25 protein-coding genes are annotated in these 22,813 nt (G+C 72.0%); 2 read left to right on the top strand and 23 right to left on the bottom strand.

Annotated elements, in window-relative coordinates; all coding sequences use genetic code 11:
- Positions 1-70: 70 nt before the first annotated feature.
- The 3 genes from pyrH to rpsB all read right to left on the bottom strand — a co-directional run bounded on the left by pyrH (position 71) and on the right by rpsB (position 2,868).
- Positions 71-850, bottom strand: a complete 780-nt coding sequence (pyrH, locus tag OG553_RS08320) for a UMP kinase (RefSeq protein ID WP_405978382.1) — start codon at positions 848-850, stop codon at positions 71-73.
- 162 nt (positions 851-1,012) lie between these two features.
- Entirely contained in the window at positions 1,013-1,849 is an 837-nt protein-coding gene (gene tsf, locus OG553_RS08325; protein ID WP_405978383.1) for a translation elongation factor Ts, read from the bottom strand.
- 134 nt (positions 1,850-1,983) lie between these two features.
- A complete protein-coding gene (gene rpsB / locus OG553_RS08330) occupies positions 1,984-2,868 on the bottom strand; it encodes a 30S ribosomal protein S2 (protein ID WP_405978384.1) in 885 nt (294 codons plus the stop codon).
- A gap of 250 nt (positions 2,869-3,118) precedes the next feature.
- Between rpsB and OG553_RS08335 the strand changes: the two genes are divergently transcribed.
- Positions 3,119-3,670 carry a M23 family metallopeptidase gene (locus tag OG553_RS08335; protein WP_405978385.1) on the top strand — a complete coding sequence of 184 codons (552 nt, stop codon included), beginning with the start codon at positions 3,119-3,121 and terminating at the stop codon, positions 3,668-3,670.
- 15 nt (positions 3,671-3,685) lie between these two features.
- On the opposite strand, the gene OG553_RS08340 is transcribed toward OG553_RS08335, so the two are convergent.
- The 18 genes from OG553_RS08340 to proS all read right to left on the bottom strand — a co-directional run bounded on the left by OG553_RS08340 (position 3,686) and on the right by proS (position 18,252).
- Entirely contained in the window at positions 3,686-4,243 is a 558-nt protein-coding gene (locus tag OG553_RS08340; protein ID WP_405982989.1) for a TetR/AcrR family transcriptional regulator, read from the bottom strand.
- 94 nt (positions 4,244-4,337) lie between these two features.
- Positions 4,338-5,174, bottom strand: coding sequence for an RNA polymerase sigma factor WhiG (whiG, locus tag OG553_RS08345; protein WP_405978386.1), 837 nt, complete (start codon positions 5,172-5,174; stop codon positions 4,338-4,340).
- Between the two features lie 209 nt (positions 5,175-5,383).
- Positions 5,384-6,565 carry a DNA-processing protein DprA gene (gene dprA, locus OG553_RS08350; protein WP_405978387.1) on the bottom strand — a complete coding sequence of 394 codons (1,182 nt, stop codon included), beginning with the start codon at positions 6,563-6,565 and terminating at the stop codon, positions 5,384-5,386.
- A complete protein-coding gene (locus tag OG553_RS08355; RefSeq protein WP_405978388.1) occupies positions 6,562-8,184 on the bottom strand; it encodes a YifB family Mg chelatase-like AAA ATPase in 1,623 nt (540 codons plus the stop codon). The genes dprA and OG553_RS08355 overlap by 4 nt, the downstream gene beginning before the upstream one ends.
- Entirely contained in the window at positions 8,184-8,555 is a 372-nt protein-coding gene (locus OG553_RS08360) for a YraN family protein (RefSeq protein ID WP_405978389.1), read from the bottom strand. The genes OG553_RS08355 and OG553_RS08360 overlap by 1 nt, the downstream gene beginning before the upstream one ends.
- A 119-nt stretch (positions 8,556-8,674) precedes the next feature.
- On the bottom strand, positions 8,675-8,995 hold the full coding sequence (locus OG553_RS08365) for a DUF2469 domain-containing protein (protein ID WP_007266836.1): 321 nt from the start codon (positions 8,993-8,995) through the stop codon (positions 8,675-8,677).
- Between the two features lie 55 nt (positions 8,996-9,050).
- Positions 9,051-9,551 (bottom strand): NUDIX hydrolase, encoded by a 501-nt coding sequence (locus tag OG553_RS08370; RefSeq protein WP_405978390.1) that lies wholly within the window; start codon positions 9,549-9,551, stop codon positions 9,051-9,053.
- Positions 9,541-10,302 (bottom strand): signal peptidase I, encoded by a 762-nt coding sequence (lepB, locus tag OG553_RS08375; RefSeq protein ID WP_405978391.1) that lies wholly within the window; start codon positions 10,300-10,302, stop codon positions 9,541-9,543. Before lepB (OG553_RS08375) ends, OG553_RS08370 begins: the two co-directional genes overlap by 11 nt.
- Before the next feature lie 44 nt (positions 10,303-10,346).
- Positions 10,347-11,246 carry a signal peptidase I gene (lepB, locus tag OG553_RS08380; RefSeq protein ID WP_405978392.1) on the bottom strand — a complete coding sequence of 300 codons (900 nt, stop codon included), beginning with the start codon at positions 11,244-11,246 and terminating at the stop codon, positions 10,347-10,349.
- A 114-nt stretch (positions 11,247-11,360) separates the two neighbouring features.
- The gene (gene lepB / locus OG553_RS08385; RefSeq protein WP_405978393.1) at positions 11,361-12,212 is read right to left on the bottom strand and encodes a signal peptidase I; all 852 of its coding nucleotides are present in this window, start codon (positions 12,210-12,212) and stop codon (positions 11,361-11,363) included.
- Between the two features lie 100 nt (positions 12,213-12,312).
- Positions 12,313-13,077, bottom strand: coding sequence for a signal peptidase I (lepB, locus tag OG553_RS08390; RefSeq protein WP_405978394.1), 765 nt, complete (start codon positions 13,075-13,077; stop codon positions 12,313-12,315).
- Between the two features lie 44 nt (positions 13,078-13,121).
- Positions 13,122-13,472: a 50S ribosomal protein L19 gene (rplS, locus tag OG553_RS08395; RefSeq protein WP_007266830.1), complete on the bottom strand. Its 351-nt coding sequence runs from the start codon at positions 13,470-13,472 to the stop codon at positions 13,122-13,124.
- 133 nt (positions 13,473-13,605) lie between these two features.
- Positions 13,606-14,427, bottom strand: coding sequence for a tRNA (guanosine(37)-N1)-methyltransferase TrmD (gene trmD, locus OG553_RS08400; protein WP_405978395.1), 822 nt, complete (start codon positions 14,425-14,427; stop codon positions 13,606-13,608).
- Positions 14,427-15,032, bottom strand: coding sequence for a ribosome maturation factor RimM (rimM, locus tag OG553_RS08405; protein ID WP_405978396.1), 606 nt, complete (start codon positions 15,030-15,032; stop codon positions 14,427-14,429). The genes trmD and rimM overlap by 1 nt, the downstream gene beginning before the upstream one ends.
- A gap of 77 nt (positions 15,033-15,109) precedes the next feature.
- A complete protein-coding gene (locus OG553_RS08410; protein WP_007266827.1) occupies positions 15,110-15,349 on the bottom strand; it encodes an RNA-binding protein in 240 nt (79 codons plus the stop codon).
- Positions 15,350-15,351: 2 nt separating this feature from the next.
- A complete protein-coding gene (gene rpsP / locus OG553_RS08415) occupies positions 15,352-15,789 on the bottom strand; it encodes a 30S ribosomal protein S16 (protein ID WP_125817063.1) in 438 nt (145 codons plus the stop codon).
- 251 nt (positions 15,790-16,040) lie between these two features.
- The gene (locus OG553_RS08420; protein WP_405978397.1) at positions 16,041-16,637 is read right to left on the bottom strand and encodes a hypothetical protein; all 597 of its coding nucleotides are present in this window, start codon (positions 16,635-16,637) and stop codon (positions 16,041-16,043) included.
- Positions 16,638-16,839: 202 nt separating this feature from the next.
- A complete protein-coding gene (gene proS, locus OG553_RS08425) occupies positions 16,840-18,252 on the bottom strand; it encodes a proline--tRNA ligase (protein WP_405978398.1) in 1,413 nt (470 codons plus the stop codon).
- 131 nt (positions 18,253-18,383) lie between these two features.
- Here proS and OG553_RS08430 point away from each other — a divergent pair, with 131 nt between their 5' ends.
- Positions 18,384-19,064 carry a methyltransferase type 11 gene (locus tag OG553_RS08430; protein ID WP_405978399.1) on the top strand — a complete coding sequence of 227 codons (681 nt, stop codon included), beginning with the start codon at positions 18,384-18,386 and terminating at the stop codon, positions 19,062-19,064.
- 9 nt (positions 19,065-19,073) lie between these two features.
- Here the strand turns inward: OG553_RS08430 and ftsH are convergent, their stop codons facing one another.
- Positions 19,074-20,996, bottom strand: a complete 1,923-nt coding sequence (gene ftsH / locus OG553_RS08435) for an ATP-dependent zinc metalloprotease FtsH (RefSeq protein WP_405978400.1) — start codon at positions 20,994-20,996, stop codon at positions 19,074-19,076.
- Between the two features lie 177 nt (positions 20,997-21,173).
- Positions 21,174-22,748: a signal recognition particle protein gene (gene ffh / locus OG553_RS08440; RefSeq protein ID WP_405978401.1), complete on the bottom strand. Its 1,575-nt coding sequence runs from the start codon at positions 22,746-22,748 to the stop codon at positions 21,174-21,176.
- Positions 22,749-22,813: the final 65 nt, after the last annotated feature.

Genomic DNA, 22,813 nt, shown 5'->3' on the forward strand with positions numbered 1-22,813 from the left:
GGATGGTTCAGGCGGGCGCGGGCGGTCCGGGCCGCCCGGACCGGGCCCCTGCGGGCCCGGCTCGGTGGGCTCAGGCCCGGGTGCCCTGGTCGCTCACGAGCGTGCCGATCTTCTCACCCTTGACGGCGCGGGCGATATTGCCTTCGGCGAGCAGCTCGAAGACCAGGATCGGCAGCTGGTTGTCGCGGCACAGCGTGATGGCCGTGGCGTCGGCGACCTTGAGGTCCCGGGACAGCACCTCGTTGTACTCCAGCGCGTCGAACTTCACCGCGTCCGGGTTGGTCTTCGGGTCGGAGTCGTAGACCCCGTCGACGCCGTTCTTGCCCATGAGGAGGGCCTCTGCGTCGATCTCCAGGGCACGCTGGGCGGCCGTGGTGTCGGTGGAGAAGTAGGGCATGCCCATGCCGGCGCCGAAGATGACGACGCGGCCCTTCTCCAGGTGGCGGACGGCGCGCAGCGGGATGTACGGCTCCGCGACCTGGCCCATGGTGATGGCGGTCTGGACGCGGCTGTCGATGCCCTCCTTCTCCAGGAAGTCCTGGAGGGCGAGGCAGTTCATGACGGTGCCGAGCATGCCCATGTAGTCGGACCGGGCCCGGTCCATGCCGCGCTGCTGAAGCTCCGCGCCGCGGAAGAAGTTGCCGCCGCCGATGACGATCGCGATCTCGGCGCCGTCTCGGACCACGGCCGCGATCTCGCGGGCGATGGCGTGCACGACGTCAGGGTCGACACCCAGCCCGCCGCCGCCGGAGAAGGCTTCGCCGGACAGCTTCAGCATGAAGCGGCGACCCTTCTTCTCGTGGTCGCTCTTGTCGTGGGATGCGGTGTGGGGGTCCACGCCCTGATTCATGGAGATCTCCTCGTGCACATACGAAGAAGGCCATTGCCGGTGGGTCCTCGCGGTTCCCTCTGCGGCAATGGCCTCCTCGTCAGATCTGCGGTCGTCCTGCGCAAGCGCGGACGACTGCCTCAGACCCTATCGGGGTCCGGTGTCCGTCGCGTACGGACGGACTCAGATGCCGACCTTGATGCGGGTGAAGCGCTTCAGGGTGACACCGGCCTCGTCCAGAACCTTCTGGACGGACTTCTTGTTGTCGAGCGCGTACGGCTGGCCGAGCAGCGTGACGTCCTTGAAGAAGCCGTTGACGCGACCCTCGACGATCTTGGCGATCGCGGCCTCGGGCTTGCCCTCGGCGCGGGTGACCTCTTCGGCGACGCGGCGCTCGGACTCGACGACCTCGGCCGGAACGTCCTCGGCGGTCAGGTACTTCGGCGCGAAGGCGGCGATGTGCTGGGCGATGCCCTTGGCCAGGTCGGCGTCGGCCTTGTCCAGCTCGACCAGGACACCGATCTGCGGGGGCAGGTCGGGCATGGTGCGGTGCATGTAGGAGGCGACGAAGGCGCCCTCGTACTGCGCGAAGCGGTCCAGGACGATCTTCTCGCCCAGGTTGGCGTTGGCCTCGTCCACGAACGCCTGGACGGTCTGGCCGTCCTTGATCTCGGACGCCAGCAGCGCCTCGATGTCCGCCGGCTTGGTGGCGGCCACGTGGGCGGCGAGCTGGTCGGCGACGGCCAGGAACTTCTCGCTCTTGGCGACGAAGTCGGTCTCGCACTTGAGCTCGAGCAGCACACCGGAGGTGGTGTCGGCGGCGATCAGGGAGGTGACGGCACCGTTCTCGGCGGAACGGCCCTCGCGCTTGGCGACACCCTTCAGGCCCTTGACGCGCAGGATCTCGTTGGCCTTGGTGACGTCACCGTCGGCCTCGACGAGCGCGTTCTTGCAGTCCAGCATGCCGGCGCCGGTGAGCTCGCGGAGCTTCTTGACGTCAGCGGCGGTGTAGTTCGCCATGAGTCTGTGATTCTCTCTCGAAGTCGTAGATCTACGGGTGAACGGCGGAGGAGCGCGCTCGTGGCGCGGCTCCCCCGCCGTCATCGTCCGTGCTGCGAGTGCCCGGCGGATGAACGCCGGGCGCTCTCAGTGGGTCAGGCCTGCTCGGCGTCGGCGGCCGGAGCCTCGACGACGGCCTCGGCCTCGACGGCCGGGGTCTCGACAGCGGCCTCGGCCGCGGGGGCCTCGGCGTCAGCCTTCTTCTCACCCTCGAGCAGGTCGCGCTCCCACTCGGCGAGCGGCTCGGCGGCGGCCTTCTCGCCCGGCTTCGAGTCGCCGGTCGCGGCGCCGGAGCGGGCGATGAGGCCCTCGGCGACGGCGTCGGCGATCACGCGGGTGAGCAGGGTGACGGAGCGGATGGCGTCGTCGTTGCCCGGGATCTTGTAGTCGACCTCGTCGGGGTCGCAGTTGGTGTCGAGGATCGCGACGACCGGGATGTGCAGCTTGCGCGCCTCACCGACGGCGATGTGCTCCTTCTTGGTGTCGACGATCCAGACGGCGCTGGGAACCTTCGACATCTCGCGGATACCACCGAGGGTCTTCTCCAGCTTGGCCTTCTCGCGGGAGAGGACCAGGAGCTCCTTCTTGGTGAGACCCGAGGCGGCGACGTCCTCGAAGTCGATCGCCTCAAGCTCCTTCAGACGCTGGAGGCGCTTGTAGACGGTGGAGAAGTTGGTGAGCATGCCACCCAGCCAGCGCTGGTTGACGTACGGCATGCCGACGCGGGTCGCCTGCTCGGCGATGGCCTCCTGCGCCTGCTTCTTCGTACCGACGAACATGATGGAGCCACCGTGCGCGACGGTCTCCTTCACGAACTCGTAGGCGCGGTCGATGTACGACAGCGACTGGAGCAGGTCGATGATGTAGATGCCGTTGCGCTCGGTGAAGATGAAGCGCTTCATCTTCGGGTTCCAGCGACGGGTCTGGTGACCGAAGTGGACGCCGCTCTCCAGCAGCTCCCGCATCGTTACGACGGCCATGGCCATCTCCTTGGTTTCTCGGTTTTGGTTCCTGACGCCCCGCCGCGCCCTGCCCCTTGAGGGACCGAGAGACGCATTCACCTGACCGGAACCGGTCGGCGCTGGGGCGTGCGAAGTCGACCCGGTGACCCGGATCGCCACAAGAAGTGTACGGGACCCGGCGGTATGCCGGGTGACGCCGTTGTCCACACCCCCTCGGCCGTCCACAGGCGCGGACCGGCCGGGCCGGCCGGGCGGGATCCTGCCGGGCATGACGAAACTGCTGCTCATCCTGCTCCTGGCAGTGCCCCGGCCGCTGCCCGGCCCGGCTCCCGCGCCCGGTCCGGCGGCCCCGGATCCCGTCGCGTCGGCACACGTCGCACCGGTGCGCGGCGGGGGCGCGGCGGGCGGGGCCCGGGGCGCGCGCCCCCTGCCCGCGCCGCTGTCCGTGGCACGGTGGTGGGACCCGCCGCCGACCCCGTACGCGGCCGGGCACCGCGGTGTGGACCTGTCGGCGCGGGCCGGGGCGGAGGTACGGGCCGTGGGCCCCGGGCGGGTGCACTACGCGGGGCCGGTGGCGGGGCGCGGGGTGCTCTCGCTCACCCTCCCGGGCGGCCTGCGCACGACGTACGAGCCGGTGCGGCCGCTGGTGGCGCAGGGCGAGGCGGTCGCGGCGGGGCAGGTGGTGGCGGTGCTCACGGAGGGCTCCCACTGCCCGGGCCCCTGCCTGCACTGGGGCCTGCTGGCGGGCGAGGACGCCTACCTGAACCCGCTGGCCCTGCTCCCCGCGCCCACGCCCCGGCTGCTGCCGGGGGCCCCGTAGGCCGCGCCTTCCGGATCAGGCCGTGACGCCCCGCAGGGCCATGGTGACGGCGGTCTCGGTGATCACGGCCGGGTCCTCGGCGGCACCGAGCTCGATGCGGCGGGCCGCGGCGTCCACGACGCCCTGGAGCAGCATCGCGGACAGGCGGGGCTCCGGCAGCCCGAGGGCGCCCAGGGCCTCGACGATCATCGCCACCAGACCGCCGTGCGCGGCGCGGATCTTCTCCCGCGCGCCGGCGTCCAGCTCTCCGGCGGAGATCGCCACCACCGCTCGGTGGCGCCGGTCCCCGACCAGTCCCAGCTGGGTGCGCACGTAGGCCTCGATCTTCGCCTCCGGCGTGGCCGCCTGCTCCATCGCCGCCTCGATCTCGGCGGCCCAGACGGGGAAGTCCACCGCGCACAGTTCTTCGACGACGGCCGCGCGGGACCGGAAGTACTCGTACACGGACGACCGGGCGAGCCCGGTGCGCTCCGCGAGGGCGGGGAAGGTCAGGGCCTCGGTCCCGCCTTCGGACAACAGGGAACGTGCGGCGTCCAACAGGGCGCCGCGCTGCATCGACCGGTGCTCGGCCACGGAGGCCGCTCGAATCCTGGGCACGTCACCACTGTACGGAGGTCCCGCAAGGGGTGTCGGCCCCACCGGTGAGGCCGCCGGGCCCGCCGGAGGGTCAGCGGCCGACGTCGGCGAGCTTGGCCCGCAGCTGGAGCACGGATTTGGTGTGGATCTGGCTGACCCGGCTCTCGGTGACGCCCAGCACGTTGCCGATCTCGGCGAGGGTCAGGCCCTCGTAGTAGTAGAGGGTCACCACGGTCTTCTCCCGCTCGGGGAGCGTGTTGATGGCCCGCGCCAGCAGCCGGCGCAGCTCCCGGTCCTCGGCCACCTCGACCGGGTTGTCGGCGGCGTGGTCCTCCAGGGTGTCCATCAGGGAGAGGCGGTCCCCGCCCTCCCCGCCCACGTGCAGCAGCTCTTCCAGGGCGACCACGTTGGCCAGGGACAACTGACTGAAGACCGTGTGGAGTTCCTCCACCGCGATGCCCATCTCCCCGGCGACCTCACCCTCCGTCGGGGTGCGCCGCAGCTGGGCCTCCAGCGTCGCGTAGGCACGCTCGACGGCCCGCGCCTTCTGCCGCACCGAGCGCGGGATCCAGTCCAGCGCGCGCAGCTCGTCGATCATCGCGCCGCGGATCCTGGTGATGGCGTACGTCTCGAACTTGATGGAGCGTTCGATGTCGAACTTCTCGATCGCGTCGATGAGTCCGAAGACGCCGGAGGAGACGAAGTCGGCCTGCTCCACGTTGGGCGGCAGGCCCACGCTGACCCGGCCGGCCACGTATTTCACCAGGGGCGAGTAGTGCAGGATCAGCTGTTCCCGCAGCCGCTCGTCGCCCGAGTCCTTGTATGAGCGCCAGAGCACCTCCAGGGACGAGGGCGCGGTGGACCGCACGCCGCCACGGGCAGCGGGGGGCACCGCAGCGCGGTCGGACCCTGAGGTGTGCTGGGGCATGCTTCGCCTTTGCCGGAGCGGGATTCCTTGGGAGCGTAGCGTGACGGAAGTGTCGCGGTGCGCGAAGAGTACGGGATGGCGCGGGGGCCCAGGGGCGTCCGCCCTCGCGCGGGCGGCCCGGGACCGGCGCCTCGCGCACGGTCCCGGCGACTGCCACCGGGAGGACCGCGTCTGTCATCGCCGTCACTCTTTCACCGGAACGCCCCAGGTCAACGACCGCCTCGCCGGTCGGCCCCGGATTGCACCCCCTCTCGCGACGTCCGCGGGGTCAACCGCCAGCCGTCGCCCTGCCGTTCGACGAACCCCAGAGAGTGAAGTTCGTACAGTCTGCCGATGACTTCATCGGTGCCGGCGGCCGCGGCGAGGGCGATCTCGTCGACGCCCGCGGACCGCCCCGCGGGGAGCGCTTCCAGGACGCGCGCGGCGCCGGGGTCCAGCAGGTCCCGGGCGTGCACCGGGCCGCGTCGGGCGGGGGCCAGTTCGCCCATCTCGCCGACGAGTTCGACGATCTCGTCGGCGTCGGTGACGAGCACCGCCTCGCCGCGCAGCAGTTCGTGCACCCCTGCGGAGAGGCCGCTGGTGGCCGGGCCGGGTACGCCCATGGTGAGGCGGCCCAGCTGCTGGGCGCGGCGGGCGGTGACCAGTGAGCCGCTGCGGTGGGCGGCCTCGACGACCACCGTCCCCCGGGTGAGGGCGGCGATGACGCGGTTGCGCAGTACGAACCGGCTCGGGGTGGGGTGGGTGCCGGGCGGCAGTTCACCCAGGACCAGCCCCTGGCGGGTGATCCGGCCGAGGAGTCCGGCGTGGCCGCGCGGGTAGACCGTGTCGACCCCGCAGGCCAGTACCGCCGCGGTGGCTCCGCCCGAGGCGAGGGCCCCGCGGTGGGCTGCGCCGTCGATCCCGTACGCCGCCCCGGAGACGACCACCCAGCCCCGCTCGGCGAGTCCGGCGGCGAGGGTCTGCGCCATGTGGGCCCCGTACGGGGTACACGCCCTGGCACCCACCACGGCGACCGAGCGAAGGGCCCACGTCCGCAGGTGGGGGCTGCCCCGCAGCCAGAGCCCGACGGGCCGGGCGTCGCCGAGGTCGTCCAGCTGGGTCGGCCACTCCGCCGAGCCGGGGCACACGAAGCGGACGCCCGAGGCGGCGGCGCTCTCCAGGTCCCGCAGGGGCTCCGCGAGGGCGGCCCGTCTGCGGTACCCGGCGAGTCGCTCAGCCCCCACCCGGGTCAGCTGCCCGGGCTCCGGGTCGGGGCCGGTCAGCAGCCGTATCACCGCGGTGGCCCCGAGCTCCCGGATCCAGCGCCCGCCGTGCTCGTCGCCCGGCTCCAGCACCCTGGTCAGCGCGGCCCTGGCCAGGACCTCCGGACCGGGCCCTCCCTCCGCGTTCACGGCCCGCCCCCCACGGCCTGGGCGGCGCCCCGGGCGATCCCGGTGCGCAGCTCCAGCGCGACGGCCGCGTCCAGCGCCTCGGGGCGGTCGCGGCCCCGCAGGTCGGCGACGGTCCAGGCGACGCGCAGCACCCGGTCCAGCCCCCGCGCGGTGAGCAGTCCCCGCTCCATGTCCCGTTCCGCCAGGGCCAGTGCGCCGGGGCCGGCGGGCCAGCGGGTGCGCAGCTCGTGCCCGGGGACCTCGGAGTTGAGCCGCCACGGGGTGCCGGCGAGCCGGGCGGCCGCCCGGTCGCGTGCCTCGCGGACCCGGTCGGCGACGGCGGCGGTGGCCTCTCCCCGGCCGCCCTGGCCGAGCAGGTCGGAGCGGGTCACCGGCTCCACCTCGACCCTCAGGTCGACCCGGTCGAGCAGCGGCCCGGACAGGCGGGCCTGGTAGCGCCGGATCACCGAGGCGGGGCATTCGCAGCCGGACCCGGTGAGGGTGTGCCGGCCGCAGGGGCAGGGGTTCGCCGCGAGGACCATCAGGAAGCGGGCGGGCAGCCGTACCACCCCGGCGGCCCTGGCGATGACCACGTGCCCGGCTTCGAGGGGCTGCCGCAGGGCGTCCAGCACCTTGCCGCTGAACTCGGCGGCCTCGTCCAGGAAGAGCACCCCTCTGTGGGCCAGGGAGACCGCTCCGGGCCTGGGGATCCCGGCCCCGCCGCCGACCAGCGACTGCATGGTCGCGGAGTGGTGCGGGGCGCAGTACGGGGGCCTGCCGACCAGCGGTTCCCCGGGCGGCAGGATTCCCGCGACCGAGTGGACGGCCGTCACCTCCAGGGAGTCCTGTCGGGTGAGCGGCGGCAGCAGCCAGGGCAGCCGCTCGGCGAGCATCGTCTTGCCCGCGCCCGGGGGCCCGCTGAGGAAGAGGTGGTGGCCCCCCGAGGCCGCCACCTCCAGGGCCCGGCGGGCGCCCTGCTGCCCGGCGACGTCGGCGAGGTCGGGGAGATCCCCCGCATCGCCCCGGCCCGAGAGGCCCGTGCCGAGCCCGGCGCCGGGTACCACCAGGCCGGCGAGCATCGGATCGGGGCGCCCTGCCTCCGGCGGGGGGTCCTCCTCGGGCACCTCCCCGTCGGTCAGCACCGCGATCAGCTGCCTCAGGCTGCGCACGCCCAGTACCGAGACGTCCGGGACCAGGGTGGCCTCGGCCGCGCACTGCTGCGGCACCACCACCTGCCGGTACCCGGCTTCGGCGGCGGCGAGCACGGCGGGCAGGATGCCCCGCACCGGGCGCACCCGGCCGTCGAGGCCCAGCTCCCCGATGAGCACGAGGTCGGCGATCCTCGCGGGGTCGACGACCTCGGCGGCGCCCAGCACGGCCGCGGCGACGGCGAGGTCGAAATGGGCGCCGGCCTTCGGTACGGACGCCGGGCTGAGCCCTACCGTGAGCTTCTTCTGCGGCCAGGGGGCGCCCGAGTTGGCCACCGCCGCCCGTACCCGGTCGCGGCTCTCGACCAGGGTCTTGTCCGGCAGCCCCACCAGGGTGAAGGCCGCCACCCCGGGCTCCAGGTCGGCCTGCACCTCCACCAGTACGCCCTCGACGCCGACCAGGGCCACCGAGCAGGCCCGCGCGAACCCCATCAGGCCGCCCCCCTGACGTGCTCCACCACGGGCGCCCCGCGCCTGGGCAGCGTGACCCCGACGAGGTCGATCCGCACCCCGCCCGGCGGCGGGCCCCCGTGGTCGGCGAGCCACCGCCCGGCGAGCCGGCGCAGCCGCTCGGCCTTGCCCGCCCGGACGGCGGCCATGGGGTGTTCGAAGTCCCCCGCGCGGCGCGTCTTGACCTCGCACACGACGAGGGCGTCCCCGTCCCGGGCGACGATGTCGATCTCGCCGGTGCGGCACCGCCAGTTCCTGGCGATCACCGTCATCCCGGACTCGGTCAGCCTCCGCGCGGCGAGTTCCTCGCCGTACCGCCCCAATGCCTGCTGTGCCACGCCCTTCGCGTTCATCCGGCACCACCTCCGCCGCCGACGGTCCCGCGTTCCGGCACAGAGAGTGGATCTTGGTGGACAACCGGGGCGTTGTGGAAAACCGGCTCACCCCTGGGGGTGAACCGGTCGGCGGATCATCAGCCCGGCAGGTCGGCGCCCGGCAGTTCGAGGTCGCTCTTGTTGAGCTCCTCGATGTTCACGTCCTTGAAGGTCAGCACGCGGACCTGCTTGACGAAGCGGGCCGGCCGGTACATGTCCCAGACCCACGCGTCGGCCATGGAGACCTCGAAGAAGACCTCGCCCTGGACCGAGTGCACCTGCATCTCGTAGTCGTTCGTGAGGTAGAAACGTCGTTCGGTCTCGATCACGTACTTGAACAGCCCGACGACGTCGCGGTACTCGCGATAGAGCTTCAGCTCCATCTCGGTCTCGTACTTCTCGAGGTCCTCGGCGCTCATGGCATGTTCCCCTTCAGCCGTGCGTCCCCCTATTGTGCGCCAGCGCCGTACGCCCCTAAACGATTTCCGGGGCGAGGACCACCGGAGCGCCCGGAGGACCGTCGTCGAGCAGCGTCCGGAGCAGCTCGGCCAGTCTGGTCGGGTACACCGTCTCACGGGCCGCGAGAAGTTCCTCGGAGGTCCACCACCTGGCCCCCGTGACGCTGCGCCGCTCCAGCTCGGTGAGGCCGCCCATCTCGGTGTCGGTCTGGGCGGTACGTGCCAGGAAGTACCACTCGTCCTGCTCCCAGCGCCTGCCGTCGAACGGGAAGGAGCAGTACCGGTGCCACAGGACCGGCCCCAGTTCCACCTGTGTGATCCCGGTCTCCTCGGCGAGTTCCCGCAGCGCGGCCTGCTCCCGGCTCTCGGCGCCCTCCAGGCCCCCGCCGGGGGTGAACCACCAGTCGTCGGCGGGATCGTCCGGCTCGAAGCCGTGCAGCAGCAGGATCCGGTCCTCGGGGTCGAGCAGGACCACCCGCGAGACCTTCCGGGGCGCCCCCGCCCGCTCAGCGGCCACCGGTGCCCTCCCTGCCGCGCCCGCGGCCCAGGAGCCGCACCAGCGGCCCGTACGCGCCGCCCAGCAGCACCAGCACCCCGCCGGCCAGCACCGCCGTCACCTGGAGCCGCAGCGGCCCGGGGGCGGAGATCCCGCCGGGCAGGGCGGCGAACACCCGCGGCCGCTCCAGCATCTCCACGGACGGCCACGCGAGGGCGTCGACCCGGGCGGAGACCGCCGACCGGGGCACGGTCCCCTGGCCGGCGTCCTCCAGGTGCGAGCGGGAGTCCAGCGAGGCTCCGCGGCGGTCGCCCATCAGGAAGAGGTTGCCCTCGGGGACCTTCACCTCGAACTGCTTCGTGCCCGCGGCCGCCGCCGCGCTGTCGCCCTCCCGGTCCAGGTACGGCTCGTCCAGCGGCTCGCCGTTCACGGTCAGCCGGCCGCCCTGGCCGCAGCAGGAGACGGTGTCGCCTCCGACGGCCACGACCCGCTTGACCATGGGCGCGTTGCTCCACACGGTGTCCGTGAAGACGACCACGTCACCGCGCCGCACCTCGCCGCCGTCGATCCGCTGCGCCAGCACCCGGTCACCCGGCCGCACCGTCGGCACCATCGAGTCCGTCGGCACCGTGTACGGCTGGTACACCAGGGCGCCCCAGACGAAGCCGCCGAGGAAGAGCACAAAGCCGACGGCCACGGCGATCCCCGACAACGTGTTGCCGAGGCCGCCGCGGCCGTCCTTGCGCGCGCGTATTGCCTGCGTTCCGCCCATTGCAGCGCCCCCATGCTTCGGAGATCGTCGACCTGGGCGGCACCCTACCGGGCGGTACGCCCCTTGGTCAGCCTCCGCCTGCGCCACATGACCAGGGGAACGGCTCCGACGAGCCCCAGCGCGGCCGGGGTGACACCCGCCGTGCCCGCCCCGCTCGCCTGCGGCGAGTGCAGCGGCGCCGGGGGCTGCTTGCCGATGCCCGGCTGGTCGAAGGTGTCCGGCACGGGGAGCGTGGACCAGCGGGTGATGGGCCAGGCCACCACCACGGCCCGCCCGACGACTTCCTTGACCGGGACGAAGCCCTGGGTGGAGTCCTGCTGGTGGTAGCGGGAGTCCTGGGAGTTCTGGCGGTGGTCGCCCATCACCCAGATCTTGCCCTTGGGCACGGTGATCGGGCCGAAGGGGAAGTCGTCGCAGGCACTGTTGCCGGGGAAGATGTACGGCTCGTCCAGCGCCTTGCCGTTGACTACGACCGGGCCGCCCTTCTTGCACTCCACGGTGTCCCCGCCGATGGCGATGGTCCGCTTGATCAGGTCCTTCTCGTCGGCGGACGGCATCAGGCCGATCTTGCTGAGGATCGTCTGCGCGATGTTGGGCTCCGGGGTGGGCTCCCCGGCCAGCCAGTTCGCCGGGTCGTGGAAGACCACGACCTCGCCGCGCTCGGGCTCCGAGCCGAACCACGGGGTCAGCTTGTCCACGAGCACCCGGTCACCGCGCTGCAGGGTGTTCTGCATCGAGTCGGACGGGATCGAGAACGCCTGCACCAGGAAGGTCTTGATCAGCAGGGCCAGCAGCAGGGCGATACCGATGAGGAGCGGGAGCTCCTTCCAGAAGGAGCGCTGCGGCTTCTCCGCCTCGTCACCCTCCTCCACGGTCTCGTGCCCGACGGCGTCGTCCGGCCGCTCCTCGCCCTCATCGCGTCCGGATCGTGCGCCTACCGCCACGTCCCCCACATCCACTCCTCACTCGGAAAACCGCTGCCCGTACCGGAACAGGAACGGGCCCTCCCCTCCCCTAACGAGCGGGAGTTCCCTAAGGCGCGGGAGACCAGGGCCACACTATGCGAACGGTGTGCCCCCACGGCGCCGACGGGGCCCGCGCCGCCTGCCGCCCCGTACGGGATCCGGCACCTGCAGGAAGGTCGCCGGCTGGTCGAGTCCGCGCCAGTGGTCGAAGGGCCAGGCGATCACCACGGCCTGCCCTACCACGCCCTTCTCGTCGATGGTCCCCTCGAAGGCCTCGTCGAGGTGGTAACGCGAATCGGCCGAATTGGCGCGGTGGTCGCCCATCACGAAGATCCGACCGGCCGGTACGCGCACCTCGAATCGGATTTCGGAAGGGGCGTTGCCGGGTGACACGTAAGGCTCATCGAGCGGCGTTCCGTTGACGGTCACGCGGCCCCGGGCGTCGCAGCACTTCACCGTGTCCCCGCCGACGCCGATGACCCGCTTGATCAGGTCCTGTTCGTCCGCCGAGGGCAGCAGGCCGATGAAGGTCAGGGCCTGCTTGATCTGCTTGACGCCCGCCGGGTCCGGTTCGGACCTCGCGGCCTCCCCCTTGAGCCAGCCGCCCGGGTCCTTGAACACGACGACGTCGCCCCGCTGGACCTTGGAGCCGAACCACGGGGTCAGCTTGTCCACCAGCACCCGGTCCCCGATCCGGATCGTCTGCTCCATGGAGCCGGAGGGGATGAAGAAGGCCTGCACCAGGAAGGTCTTGAGCACCAGGGCTATGCACAGCGCGACCGCCACCAGCAGCGGCAACTCGCCCACCCTTCGGGTACGCCTGCGCCGGCGGACCTTGCGCGCCAGCCGACGGCGTTCGGCCCTCCCCCCGGGCTCCACGGGCTCCGCGCCCTCGGCCTCCGCGCCCGCCGGCTCCGCCGCGGCCGCCTCAACGGGTTCGGACACGGGCTCGGGTCGCGGCTCCGGCCGCGGGCTCCGCCCGGGCCGCTGCGCATCGCCGCGCCGCCCCGGCTCCGGGCGCCCCGCGCCCCGCGGCCGCCCGCGGCTACCCATGCGGGCCTTCTCCGGCCGGCGCCCCGGGCACCGAACCCCAGCGCGACACCGGCCAGCCGAGCCAGTCGGCCCGCCCGATCACCTTCTCCACCGGCACCATCCCCCCGCCCGGCTCCCCCAGGTGGTCCCGGGAGTCACGGGACTGGGAGCGGTGGTCGCCCATGACCCACAGGGTCCCCAGTGGAACGACGATCCGGAAGGGCACCTTCGAGGCGGAGTCTCCGGCGTACAGGTAGGGCTCTTCCAGCGGGACTCCGTTGACCGCGATCCGGCCGCCCTGGTCGCAGCACACCACGTCGTCCCCGCCGACGCCCACGACCCGCTTCACGAAATCGGTGTCGGAGGGCTCCGCGAGCCCGAGCGCGGAGAGCGCGCCGTGCACGGCGTCGGCCACCGGGTTGCCGTCGACGGGCTCCTGCACGAAGGAGCCGGCGCCGTCGAAGACCACCACGTCCCCCCGCCGGGGCTCGGCGCCGAAACGGTACGCCAGCTTGTTGACCAGGACCCGGTCCCCCACCTGCAGCGTCGGCTCCATGGAGCGGCTCGGGATCTGGAAGGGCTGGACCACGAAGTTGGCCAGGAGCAGCAGGAAGACCGCGCAGACCGCGCCGATCAGCCCGGCCCGCCGCCAGGAGCCGGACGGCCAGGCCCCGGAAAGGGCCCCGGAAACGGCTCCGGAAAAAGCAGAACGCGGCCGCCCCTCCCCCTGTTCGGGGGAGGAGTGGCCGCGCTGTGTGAGCTCTGCTTCGGTGTCCATCGGGTGCGAGCCTATCCGCCCGTCCCCGGGACCCGGAGAGGAGATCAGCGGTCGCGCTTCTCCTTGATCTTCGCGGCCTTGCCGCGGAGCTCACGGAGGAAGTACAGCTTGGCGCGACGCACGTCACCGCGGGTGACGAGCTCGATCTTCTCGAAGATCGGGGAGTGGACCGGGAAGGTACGCTCCACGCCGACGCTGAAGGAGACCTTGCGAACGGTGAAGGTCTCGGAGACGCCAGAGCCCTGGCGACGGATGACAACGCCCTTGAACTGCTGGATACGGGAGCGGTTGCCCTCGATCACGCGGACGTGCACGTTGATCGTGTCACCGGGGCGGAAGGCCGGGACGTCCGAGCGCAGGGAGGCGGCGTTGACGCCATCGAGCAGGTGAGACATGTTGTTCGTCTGCTTTCTTCGCACGACGCCACAGGTCGCCGGTGCGGGTTTCCGTAGAGAATTCGGGAGCCGTGCCACTCCCCGTACGGCGATCCCCCTGTGGCAGGAGCGTACGGAAGCACACAGCAGCCGCCTATTCTTCCACGGCCTGCGGCCTGCGCCAAAATCGGCCGTCCCCGGACGGCTTCCAGCCCAGGATGCTGAGGATCTCGCGGTCCTTCTTGTCGAAGGCGGAGGCCTCGCAGCGCTCGATCAGGTCGGGGCGGTTCTGCGCGGTCCGGCGGAAGGCCTCGTCCCGGCGCCAGCGGGCGATCTTCCCGTGGTGGCCGCTGAGCAGCACCTCGGGGATGCCGCGGCCGCGCCACTGCGGGGGCTTGGTGTAGACGGGGCCTTCGAGCAGGTTGGCCATCTCGCCGGGGGCGAAGGAGTCGTCCCGGTGCGATTCGGCGTTGCCGAGCACGCCGGGCAGCAGCCGGGCCACGGCCTCGGTGACGACCAGCACGGCCGCCTCCCCGCCCGCGAGGACGTAGTCGCCGATGGAGACCTCGTAGACCGGCATCCGCGTCGCGTACTCGTCCATGACGCGGCGGTCGATGCCTTCGTACCGGGCCGGGGTGAAGATCAGCCAGGGCCGCTCGGAGAGCTCCACGGCCAGTTCCTGGGTGAAGGGCCGGCCGCTGGGCGTGGGCACGACGATGACCGGGCCGTGCGCGCCGGACTCGTAGCCGTCGGCCAGCGCCGAGTCCAGGGCGTCGCCCCAGGGGTCGGTCTTCATGACCATGCCGGGACCGCCGCCGTACGGGGTGTCGTCGACGGTGTTGTGCCGGTCGTACGTCCATTCCCGCAGGTCGTGCACGTGTACGTCGAGCTGCCCGCGCGCCCGCGCCTTGCCGACGAGGGAGACGTTCAGGGGCTCCAGGTACTCGGGGAAGATCGTGACGACGTCGAGCCGCATCAGGCTTCGTCCCCGGACTTCCCGGCCGGCTCGGAGTCCTCGGCCCCGCCGGCCCCGGCGGCGGCTTCGGCGTCACGGGCGGAGGCGATCTCGGCGCGGTCGTCGATCAGCCCGGGCGGCGGGGTGATGACGCAGCGCTGCTCCTCCAGGTCGATCTCGGCGACGATCTCCTCGACGAAGGGGATCATGACCTCGGTGCCGTCGGGGCGCTCGACGATGAAGAGGTCCTGCGAGGGCAGGTGGGAGATCTCGGTGATCCGGCCGATCTCCGTGCCGTCCTCGAGTACGACGTCCAGGTCCATGAGCTGGTGGTCGTAGTACTCGTCCTCCTCCTCGGGCAGCTCCGCGGGATCGACGTCCGCGATCAGGAGGGTGTTGCGCAGCGCCTCGGCGGCGGTGCGGTCCTTGACCCCCTCGAAGCGGAGCAGCAGCCGGCTGCTGTGCACCCGGCCCGCCTCGATGGTCAGCGGACCCGCCGACGCCGGCTCGGTCCGCAGCACGGCGCCGGGCGAGAGCCGCAGCTCCGGCTCGTCGGTGCGCACCTCGACGGCGACCTCACCCTTGATCCCGTGGGCGCGGCCGATCCGCGCGACTACCAGCTCCACCTGTATCTCCTGTTCAGACGACAACGGGCCGGGGCGGGCACGTATGCCCTCCCCGGCCCGTGCCGGTGTTCAACTGCTCAGCGGACCTGGTCCACGTCGACGAGGTCGACGCGGATCCCCCGGCCGCCGATGGCGCCCACGACGGTACGCAGGGCACGAGCGGTGCGGCCGTTGCGGCCGATCACCTTGCCGAGGTCGTCGGGGTGCACCCGGACCTCCAGCACCTGCCCGCGGCGCAGGTTGCGCGAGGCGACCTGCACGTCGTCGGGGTTGTCCACAATGCCCTTTACGAGGTGCTCAAGAGCCTCCTCGAGCATGCTCAGGCCTCGGTCGACTCGGCGGCGGCCTCAGCCTCGTCCGCCTTCTTGTCGGCCTTCTTCTTCTGCGTGATGGCCTCGCCCTTGCCCTCGCCGATGCCCTCGAGGGCCTTGGCGAACTCGTCGAAGGAGCGACGCTTGTCTTCCTTCGTCGCCGGCTGCAGCAGCGGCGCCGGGGCCGGGAGGCCCTTGTGCGCCTGCCAGTCACCGGTCAGCTTGAGGATGGCGAGAACGGCCTCGGTGGGCTGGGCGCCCACAGACAGCCAGTACTGCGCGCGCTCGGCGTTGACCTCGATGCGCGAGGGGTTGTAGGTCGGCTGGTAGATGCCGATCTCCTCGATCGCGCGACCGTCCCGGCGGGTGCGAGCGTCGGCGACGACGATGCGGTAGTGCGGGGAGCGGATCTTACCGAGGCGCTTGAGCTTGATCTTGACTGCCACTGGAGTGGTGTCTCCTGAACTTGACGTGGTTGGGCACTTGAGATGCCACGTGGGGTTGCGGTACTCGGGTGCCCGATGGACGCGTCAGCCGGAGGAGAGAGGGGTCCTATGCGGCTGTCGAGTACAGCTGCCCATTGTGCCACACGCCTGCGGTGCCTCCGAGCGGGAGGGACCGCCCCGGCGGCCCGCACCACAGGTCGCGGCGCGGGCCGCCGCACCGGCGGGCGCGGCCGCGCGCCCGGCGGCCGCGCTCAGGAGGCGGCCGCGGTGGCGACCTCGGGGATCCGGAAGGGCTTCATGCAGCCGCCGCAGACGATCGGCGCCTGCGCCAGCACGGAGGGGACCACCCGGACGTTGCGCCCGCAGTCGCAGACCGCCTTGACCCGTACGCCGCCGCCCGAGGAGCCGTGCCGGGCGGCCGGACCGCGGAAGCTGCGCTTGGTGTCGGCCGCGGTGGCCGCCGTATGCGCCTTGAGGGCGCGCTGGAGCCGCTCGATGGTGGGGCGGTAGCGCTTCTTGGCCTCGGCATTCAGGGTGACCAGGGAGAACCCGCTGCTGGCGTGCGGCTCCTCGGAGTGGTCCAGCCCCATCTCCTCGGCGATCGCGAGGAATCTGCGGTTGTGGTAGCGGCCGGCGCGCGAGGTGTCACGTACTCCGCGGGCGGCGGCGATGCCGTGGACTGCCTCGTGCAGCAGTCGCTCGAAGGAGAGCTCGGCGCCGCAGGCGGACGAGGACTCTCCGATCAGGGACTCGGGCGCGGCAAGGTCAGGCAGCTCGGGGTGGTACCGCTGAATGTCGGCCCACGCCTGCGCCAGCTCTGCGGCGAGAACAGGTGGTGTCGTGCTCACGTCGTGACAACGAGCCGGGGTGCCCCGGTGTTCCGATTCCGGGCCATTCCAAATTTTTTGCACGTACCAGTCAGTTCACACTGATGCGTCCCGACGAGGACGGGTGCGCATATCCCAGGAGGAGTCGGTACGTAACGAGGGCTATCGACACCGACGCCCCCGGCGCGCGGCCGAAGCCGCACGCCAGGGGCGCCGGGGGAAATCAGTAGGAGCGCGCGACGATCGCGAGCGTACCGGGGGCGTCGTCGGCCACCGGGACCGACCCGTCCTCGGCCACCAGGCAGCGCACCGAGACGGCCTGCTCGCCCAGCTTGGCCTCGCCCTCGGGGCCCAGGTCGGCCCACGGGATGCGCGCCCAGCCGCCCGCGATGGCGGCCTCGGCGGCCTCCTCGATGGTGGCGACGTCGGTCGTACGGGCCTCGCGGCGCTCGCGGGACTCGCGCAGCAGCTGCGCCTGGTCCTCGTCGAGGACCTTGGGCAGCAGGTCGGCGAGGGCGTCGATCTGCACCGGGGTCTTCCCGCCCGGGATGCGGCGGGCCAGCATCGCGGTGCCGGCCTCCAGGTCCCGGGGGCCGATCTCGATGCGGACCGGTACGCCCTTGAGCTCCCAGTCCACCGCACGGCGGCCGAAGGGGGTGTCGACGCGGTCGTCGACGTGCACGCGGATGCCCGCGGCCTTGAGCCGGTCGCCCAGCTCGCGGACCTTCGCCACGGCCTCGTCGCCCTTGATCGCCATGACGACGACCTGGACGTTGGCCAGGCGCGGCGGCACCCGCAGGCCGTTGTCGTCGCCGTGGGACATGATCAGACCGCCGACCATGCGGGTCGAGACGCCCCACGAGGTCTGCCAGACCAGCTCCTGCTGGCCCTCCTTCGACAGGTACTGGGTGTTGAAGGCCTTGGCGAAGTTGGTGCCGAGCTCGTGGCTCGTGCCCATCTGCAGGGCCTTGCCGTCGCCCATCATGCCCTCGAGGGTGAGGGTGTTGATGGCGCCGGCGAAGCGCTCCTTGGCGGTCTTGCGGCCGAGCACGACGTCGATGCCGAGCACGTTCGTCATGAAGTCGCCGTAGACGTCGCGGTGGATGCGGGCCGCGTAGTCGCGGGCGTCCTCGTACGTGGCGTGGGCGGTGTGGCCCTCCTGCCAGAGGAACTCGCTCGTACGGAGGAACACGCGGGGGCGCATCTCCCAGCGGACCACGTTGGCCCACTGGTTGATCAGCAGCGGCAGGTCCCGGTAGCTCTGGACCCACTTGGAGAAGTAGTCGTTGATGATCGTCTCGGAGGTGGGCCGGACGACGACCGGCTCCTCCAGCTCCTTGCCGCCGCCGTGCGTGACGACCGCGAGCTCGGGGGCGAAGCCCTCGACGTGTTCGGCTTCCTTCGTCAGGTACGACTGCGGGATGAACAGCGGGAAGTACGCGTTCTGGGCGCCGGCGTCCTTGATGCGGGCGTCCATCTCCTGCTGCATCCGCTCCCACAGGCCGTAGCCGTACGGGCGGATGACCATGGTGCCGCGGACCGGACCGTTGTCGGCCAGTTCGGCCTTGTTGATCAGATCCTGGTACCAGCGGGGGAAATCCTCCGCCTGCGGGGTGAGAACGGGTGCCTTTGCCATGGCGCGAATGGTACGGCGCCGGGCGGGTCGAGCGTGAATCGGGTGGCGCGCTCCTCTGGACGCGGGGGCGAATGGGGAGTTCCCTGGCAACGGGGGCAAGGGGGCGAGACGGAATCAGGAGCGCTCTTTCGATGACACCGACGCCGACGGCGACGCTCGTCGCCCGGGACTGGGCGGAGATCCAGGAACGGATGCTGGTACCGCTGTACGAAGCGGTCTACGACCGGCTGGAGATCGGGCCGGGCGACCGGCTGCTGGGCCTCGACTGCGGGGCCGGGCTGGCCCTGCTGCTGGCCGGCGGGCGGGGTGCCGCCGCCACCGGCGTGGAGGCGGATCCGGCCCGCCGGGCGCTGGCCCGCGAACGGCTGCTGGAGGTGGTGGCCGCTCCCCCGGTGCCGGCGGCGCGCCCCTACGACGTGCTGCTCGCCTTCGCGCCCTCCCCGGGCGCCCTGGCCGCGGCCCTGCCGGCGGTCCGGCGGGGCGGCGCGGTGGTGCTGGCCGGCTGGGGTCCGCCGGAGCGCTGCACGGTGCCGGCGGTGCTGGGCGGCGGCCCGGCGGCCCTGGACCTGGACGCGCTGGCGGCGCGGGCGGGACTGGTGCCGGACGGGTCGGGGCGGGTGTTCTGCCCGTTCGGGTACGCGGACGTGGACAGCGCGGTACGGGGCCTGCTGTCGACGGGGCTGTACTCCGCCGCGGCGGATCCCGCCCAGGCGGAGAAGGAGCTGTCGGAGGCGCTTCACCCGTACGAGCGGGCCGACGGCGCCGTCTGGCTGCCGAACATCTTCCGGTACGTCGTCGCCCGGGTGGCGTAACCGGGTGGACTATTTCGCGAGGCGGGGGATGCCGGCCGCCGCGTACGCCGCCTGCTCGTCCAGGGTCTCGGCCTCCAGGAGGGCCTCGGCCAGGGCGTCGAGCTTCGGCCTGTGCTCGCGCAGCAGGCGGCAGGCCTCCTCGTAGCACTCGTCGACGATCCGCCGCATCTCGTGGTCCACGGCGTCGAGGGTGGCGGGGGCGGCGGCCAGCCCGTACGGGCCCTGCCCGTCGGAGGGGACGGCCGTGAGCTTGCCGACGCGTTCGCTCATGCCCCAGCGGGCGACCATGCCGCGGACGATGTTGGTGACCTGTTCGAGGTCGTTCTCGGCGCCGGTGGTGATCACGTCGTAGACGGTCTGCTCGGCCGCCATGCCGCCGAGCGCGCCGATGATGCGGCCCCGGAGGTACTCCTCCGTGTACGCGTACCGGTCCGCGTCGGGGGTGGAGAGGGTGACGCCGAGCGCCCGGCCGCGGGGCACGATGGTGATCTTGCGTACGGGGTCGGCGCCCGGCTGGAGCATGCCCAGCAGGGCGTGGCCGCTCTCGTGGTAGGCGGTGCGGCGGCGCTCCTCCAGGGGCATCACCAGGGGGCGTTCCGCGCCGAGCTGGACCTTCTCCAGGGCGTCGGAGAGGTCCGCCTGGGTGACCTGGCGCTGCTTGCGCTTGACGGCGAGCAGCGCGGCCTCGTTGGCGAGGTTGGCGAGTTCGGCGCCGGTCATGCCGGGGGTGGTGCGGGCCATCTGGGCGAGGTCGACGCCGGCGGCGAGCGGGATGTCGCGGGTGTGGATGCGCAGGATGGCCTCGCGGCCGTCCCGGTCGGGCGGGGAGACCACGACCGTGCGGTCGAAGCGGCCGGGGCGGGTCAGGGCGGGGTCGAGGACGTCGGCCCGGTTGGTGGCGGCGAGGACGACGACGCCCTCGGAGCCGGAGAAGCCGTCCATCTCGGTGAGGATCTGGTTGAGGGTCTGCTCGCGCTCGTCGTGGCCGCCCATGCCCGCGCCGCCGCCGCGCACCCGGCCGATGGTGTCGATCTCGTCGATGAAAACGATCGCGGGGGCGACCTTGCGGGCCTCGGCGAAGAGCTCGCGGACCCTGGAGGCGCCGACGCCGACGATCATCTCGATGAACTCGGAGGCGGAGGCGGAGAAGAACGGCACCCCGGCCTCGCCGGCGACGGCGCGCGCGAGCAGGGTCTTGCCGGTGCCGGGCGGACCGGCCAGCAGGACGCCGCCGGGCATCCGGGCGCCCATGTCGCGGTACTGCTGGGGGTTCTTGAGGAAGTCGACGACGTCGTTCAGCTCGCCCTCGACCTCGTCGATGCCGGCGACGTCGTCGAAGGTGGTGCGCGGGGCGCCCGCCTCCAGTTCCACGGGCTTGGGCGGGCCCTTGCGGCCGAGCGCGCCCATTCCGCCCATGGCCGAGCCCATCCGGCGGGCGATGAGCAGCCACAGGCCGACGAGGAGCAGCATCGGGGCGAGGGAGATCAGCAGGTTGGCCAGGAAGCTGCGCTGTTCGACCACCGGGGAGGCGGTGACGGTGACGCCCTTGCCGGTGAGGCTGGACCACAGCTGGTCGTCGGCGAAGGCGGGGCGCTGGGTGACGAACTTGGTGTAGTCGCCCTTGCCGCCGGGGACGGGCTGCTTGGTCTTGAGCTGGCCCTGGATGGCGTCGCCCTTGGAGTAGATCTTGGAGACGTTGCCGTCGGAGACCTGCTTGCTGAACTCCGTGTAGGAGATCGTCGGCTCGTCGCCCTCGTTGAAGAAGGACAGCACGAGGTTGGTCAGCAGGAAGACGATCAGGGCGGCGAGGACCAGTCCGCGCCAGCCCCCGCCGGGCAGCTTCCGCTTGGCGGGCGGGGCGGGCGGGGCCCCCTCCGAGCGCCAGGGGGTGTCTGCGCGGTCGCGCGGCGGTACGGGGGTGGGGCTGGGCACGTGGGCGCCTCCTTATGCCGTCATGCCGTCATGCCGTTTTGCCTTGTTGCCGTCTTGCCGTCTTGCCGTCCTTCCGGCCGACGATATGCGACAAATCAACCCGCTGCCCCCGCAGATACGGAAGGGCCCCGGGCGCACGACGCGCCCGGGGCCCTTCCGCGGTGGCTTCCCCACCCGCTACTTCATGAACTTCTTGAACTCGTCCGGCAGGTCGAAGTCCTGACCCGGCTGGCCGCCGCCGGCGGGGAGACCGAACGGGTTGCCGCCCGCGGCCGGAGCGTCGGGCTGCGCGCCCTGCTCGCGGCGGGCCGCGGCCGCGGCCTCCTCTTCCTTGCGCTTCATCGGGTTGCCGCTCTTGCGCTTGCCCTTGGCCTGCTTGACCTGCTTCTTCTGCCGGCCGGGGCCGCCGCCCATGCCCGGGATGCCGGGCATGCCGGGCATGCCGCCGCCCTGGGCCATGCGGGACATCATCTTGCGGGCCTCGAAGAACCGCTCCACGAGCGACTTCACGGCGCTGACCTCGACACCGGAACCCTTGGCGATACGGGCGCGGCGCGAGCCGTTGATGATGTGCGGGTCCTGGCGCTCGGCCGGGGTCATCGACTTGATGATCGCGGCGGTGCGGTCCACGTCGCGCTCGTCGATGTTGTTGATCTGGTCCTTGATCTGGCCCATGCCCGGCAGCATGCCGAGGAGCTTGGAGATGGAGCCCATCTTGCGGACCTGCTCCATCTGGGCCAGGAAGTCGTCGAGCGTGAACTCCTTGGGACCCTTGGCGAGCTTGGCCGCCATCTTCTCGGCCTCGGCCTGCGAGAAGGTCTTCTCGGCCTGCTCGATGAGGGTGAGCATGTCACCCATGTCGAGGATCCGGCCCGCCATGCGGTCGGGATGGAAGGCGTCGAAGTCGTCGAGCTTCTCGCCGTTCGAGGCGAACATGATCTGCTTGCCGGTGACGTGCGCGATGGAGAGCGCGGCACCACCGCGGGCGTCGCCGTCGAGCTTGGAGAGCACCACGCCGTCGAAGCCGACGCCGTCGCGGAAGGCCTCGGCGGTGTTGACCGCGTCCTGGCCGATCATGGCGTCGACGACGAAGAGGATCTCGTCGGGGCTGACCGCGTCGCGGATGTCCGCGGCCTGCTGCATCAGCTCCTGGTCGATGCCGAGGCGGCCGGCGGTGTCGACGATGACGATGTCGTGCTGCTTGGCACGGGCGTACTCGACGGAGTCCTTGGCCACCTGGACCGGGTCGCCGACGCCGTTGCCGGGCTGGGGCGCGTAGACCGCGACGCCCGCGCGGTCGGCGACCACGCTGAGCTGGTTGACGGCGTTGGGGCGCTGGAGGTCGCAGGCGACGAGGAGCGGGGTGTGGCCCTGCCCCTTCAGCCAGAAGCCGAGCTTTCCGGCGAGGGTGGTCTTACCGGCACCCTGGAGACCGGCCAGCATGATCACGGTGGGCGCGGTCTTGGCGAAGCGCAGCCGGCGGGTCTCGCCGCCGAGGATGGAGACCAGCTCGTCGTTGACGATCTTCAGGACCTGCTGGCCGGGGTTCAGCGCCTTGCTGACCTCCTCGCCGCGGGCCCGCTCCTTGACGTTCGCGATGAAGGAGCGGACGACGGGGAGGGCGACGTCGGCCTCGAGGAGGGCGATACGGATTTCCCGCGCCGCAGCGTCGATGTCCTGCTCGGAGAGGCGGCCTTTGCCCCGGAGGGACTTGAAGGTCGCGCTGAGGCGGTCGGAAAGCGTATCGAACACGGTGGTCGCGATTCCTCGGGTCGGGGGCGTGATGGTCGCCCCCCAGGGTATCCGCCCGTTCCCCC

The organism is Streptomyces sp. NBC_00158 (assembly GCF_045160885.1).
Taxonomy (GTDB): Bacteria; Actinomycetota; Actinomycetes; order Streptomycetales; family Streptomycetaceae; genus Streptomyces.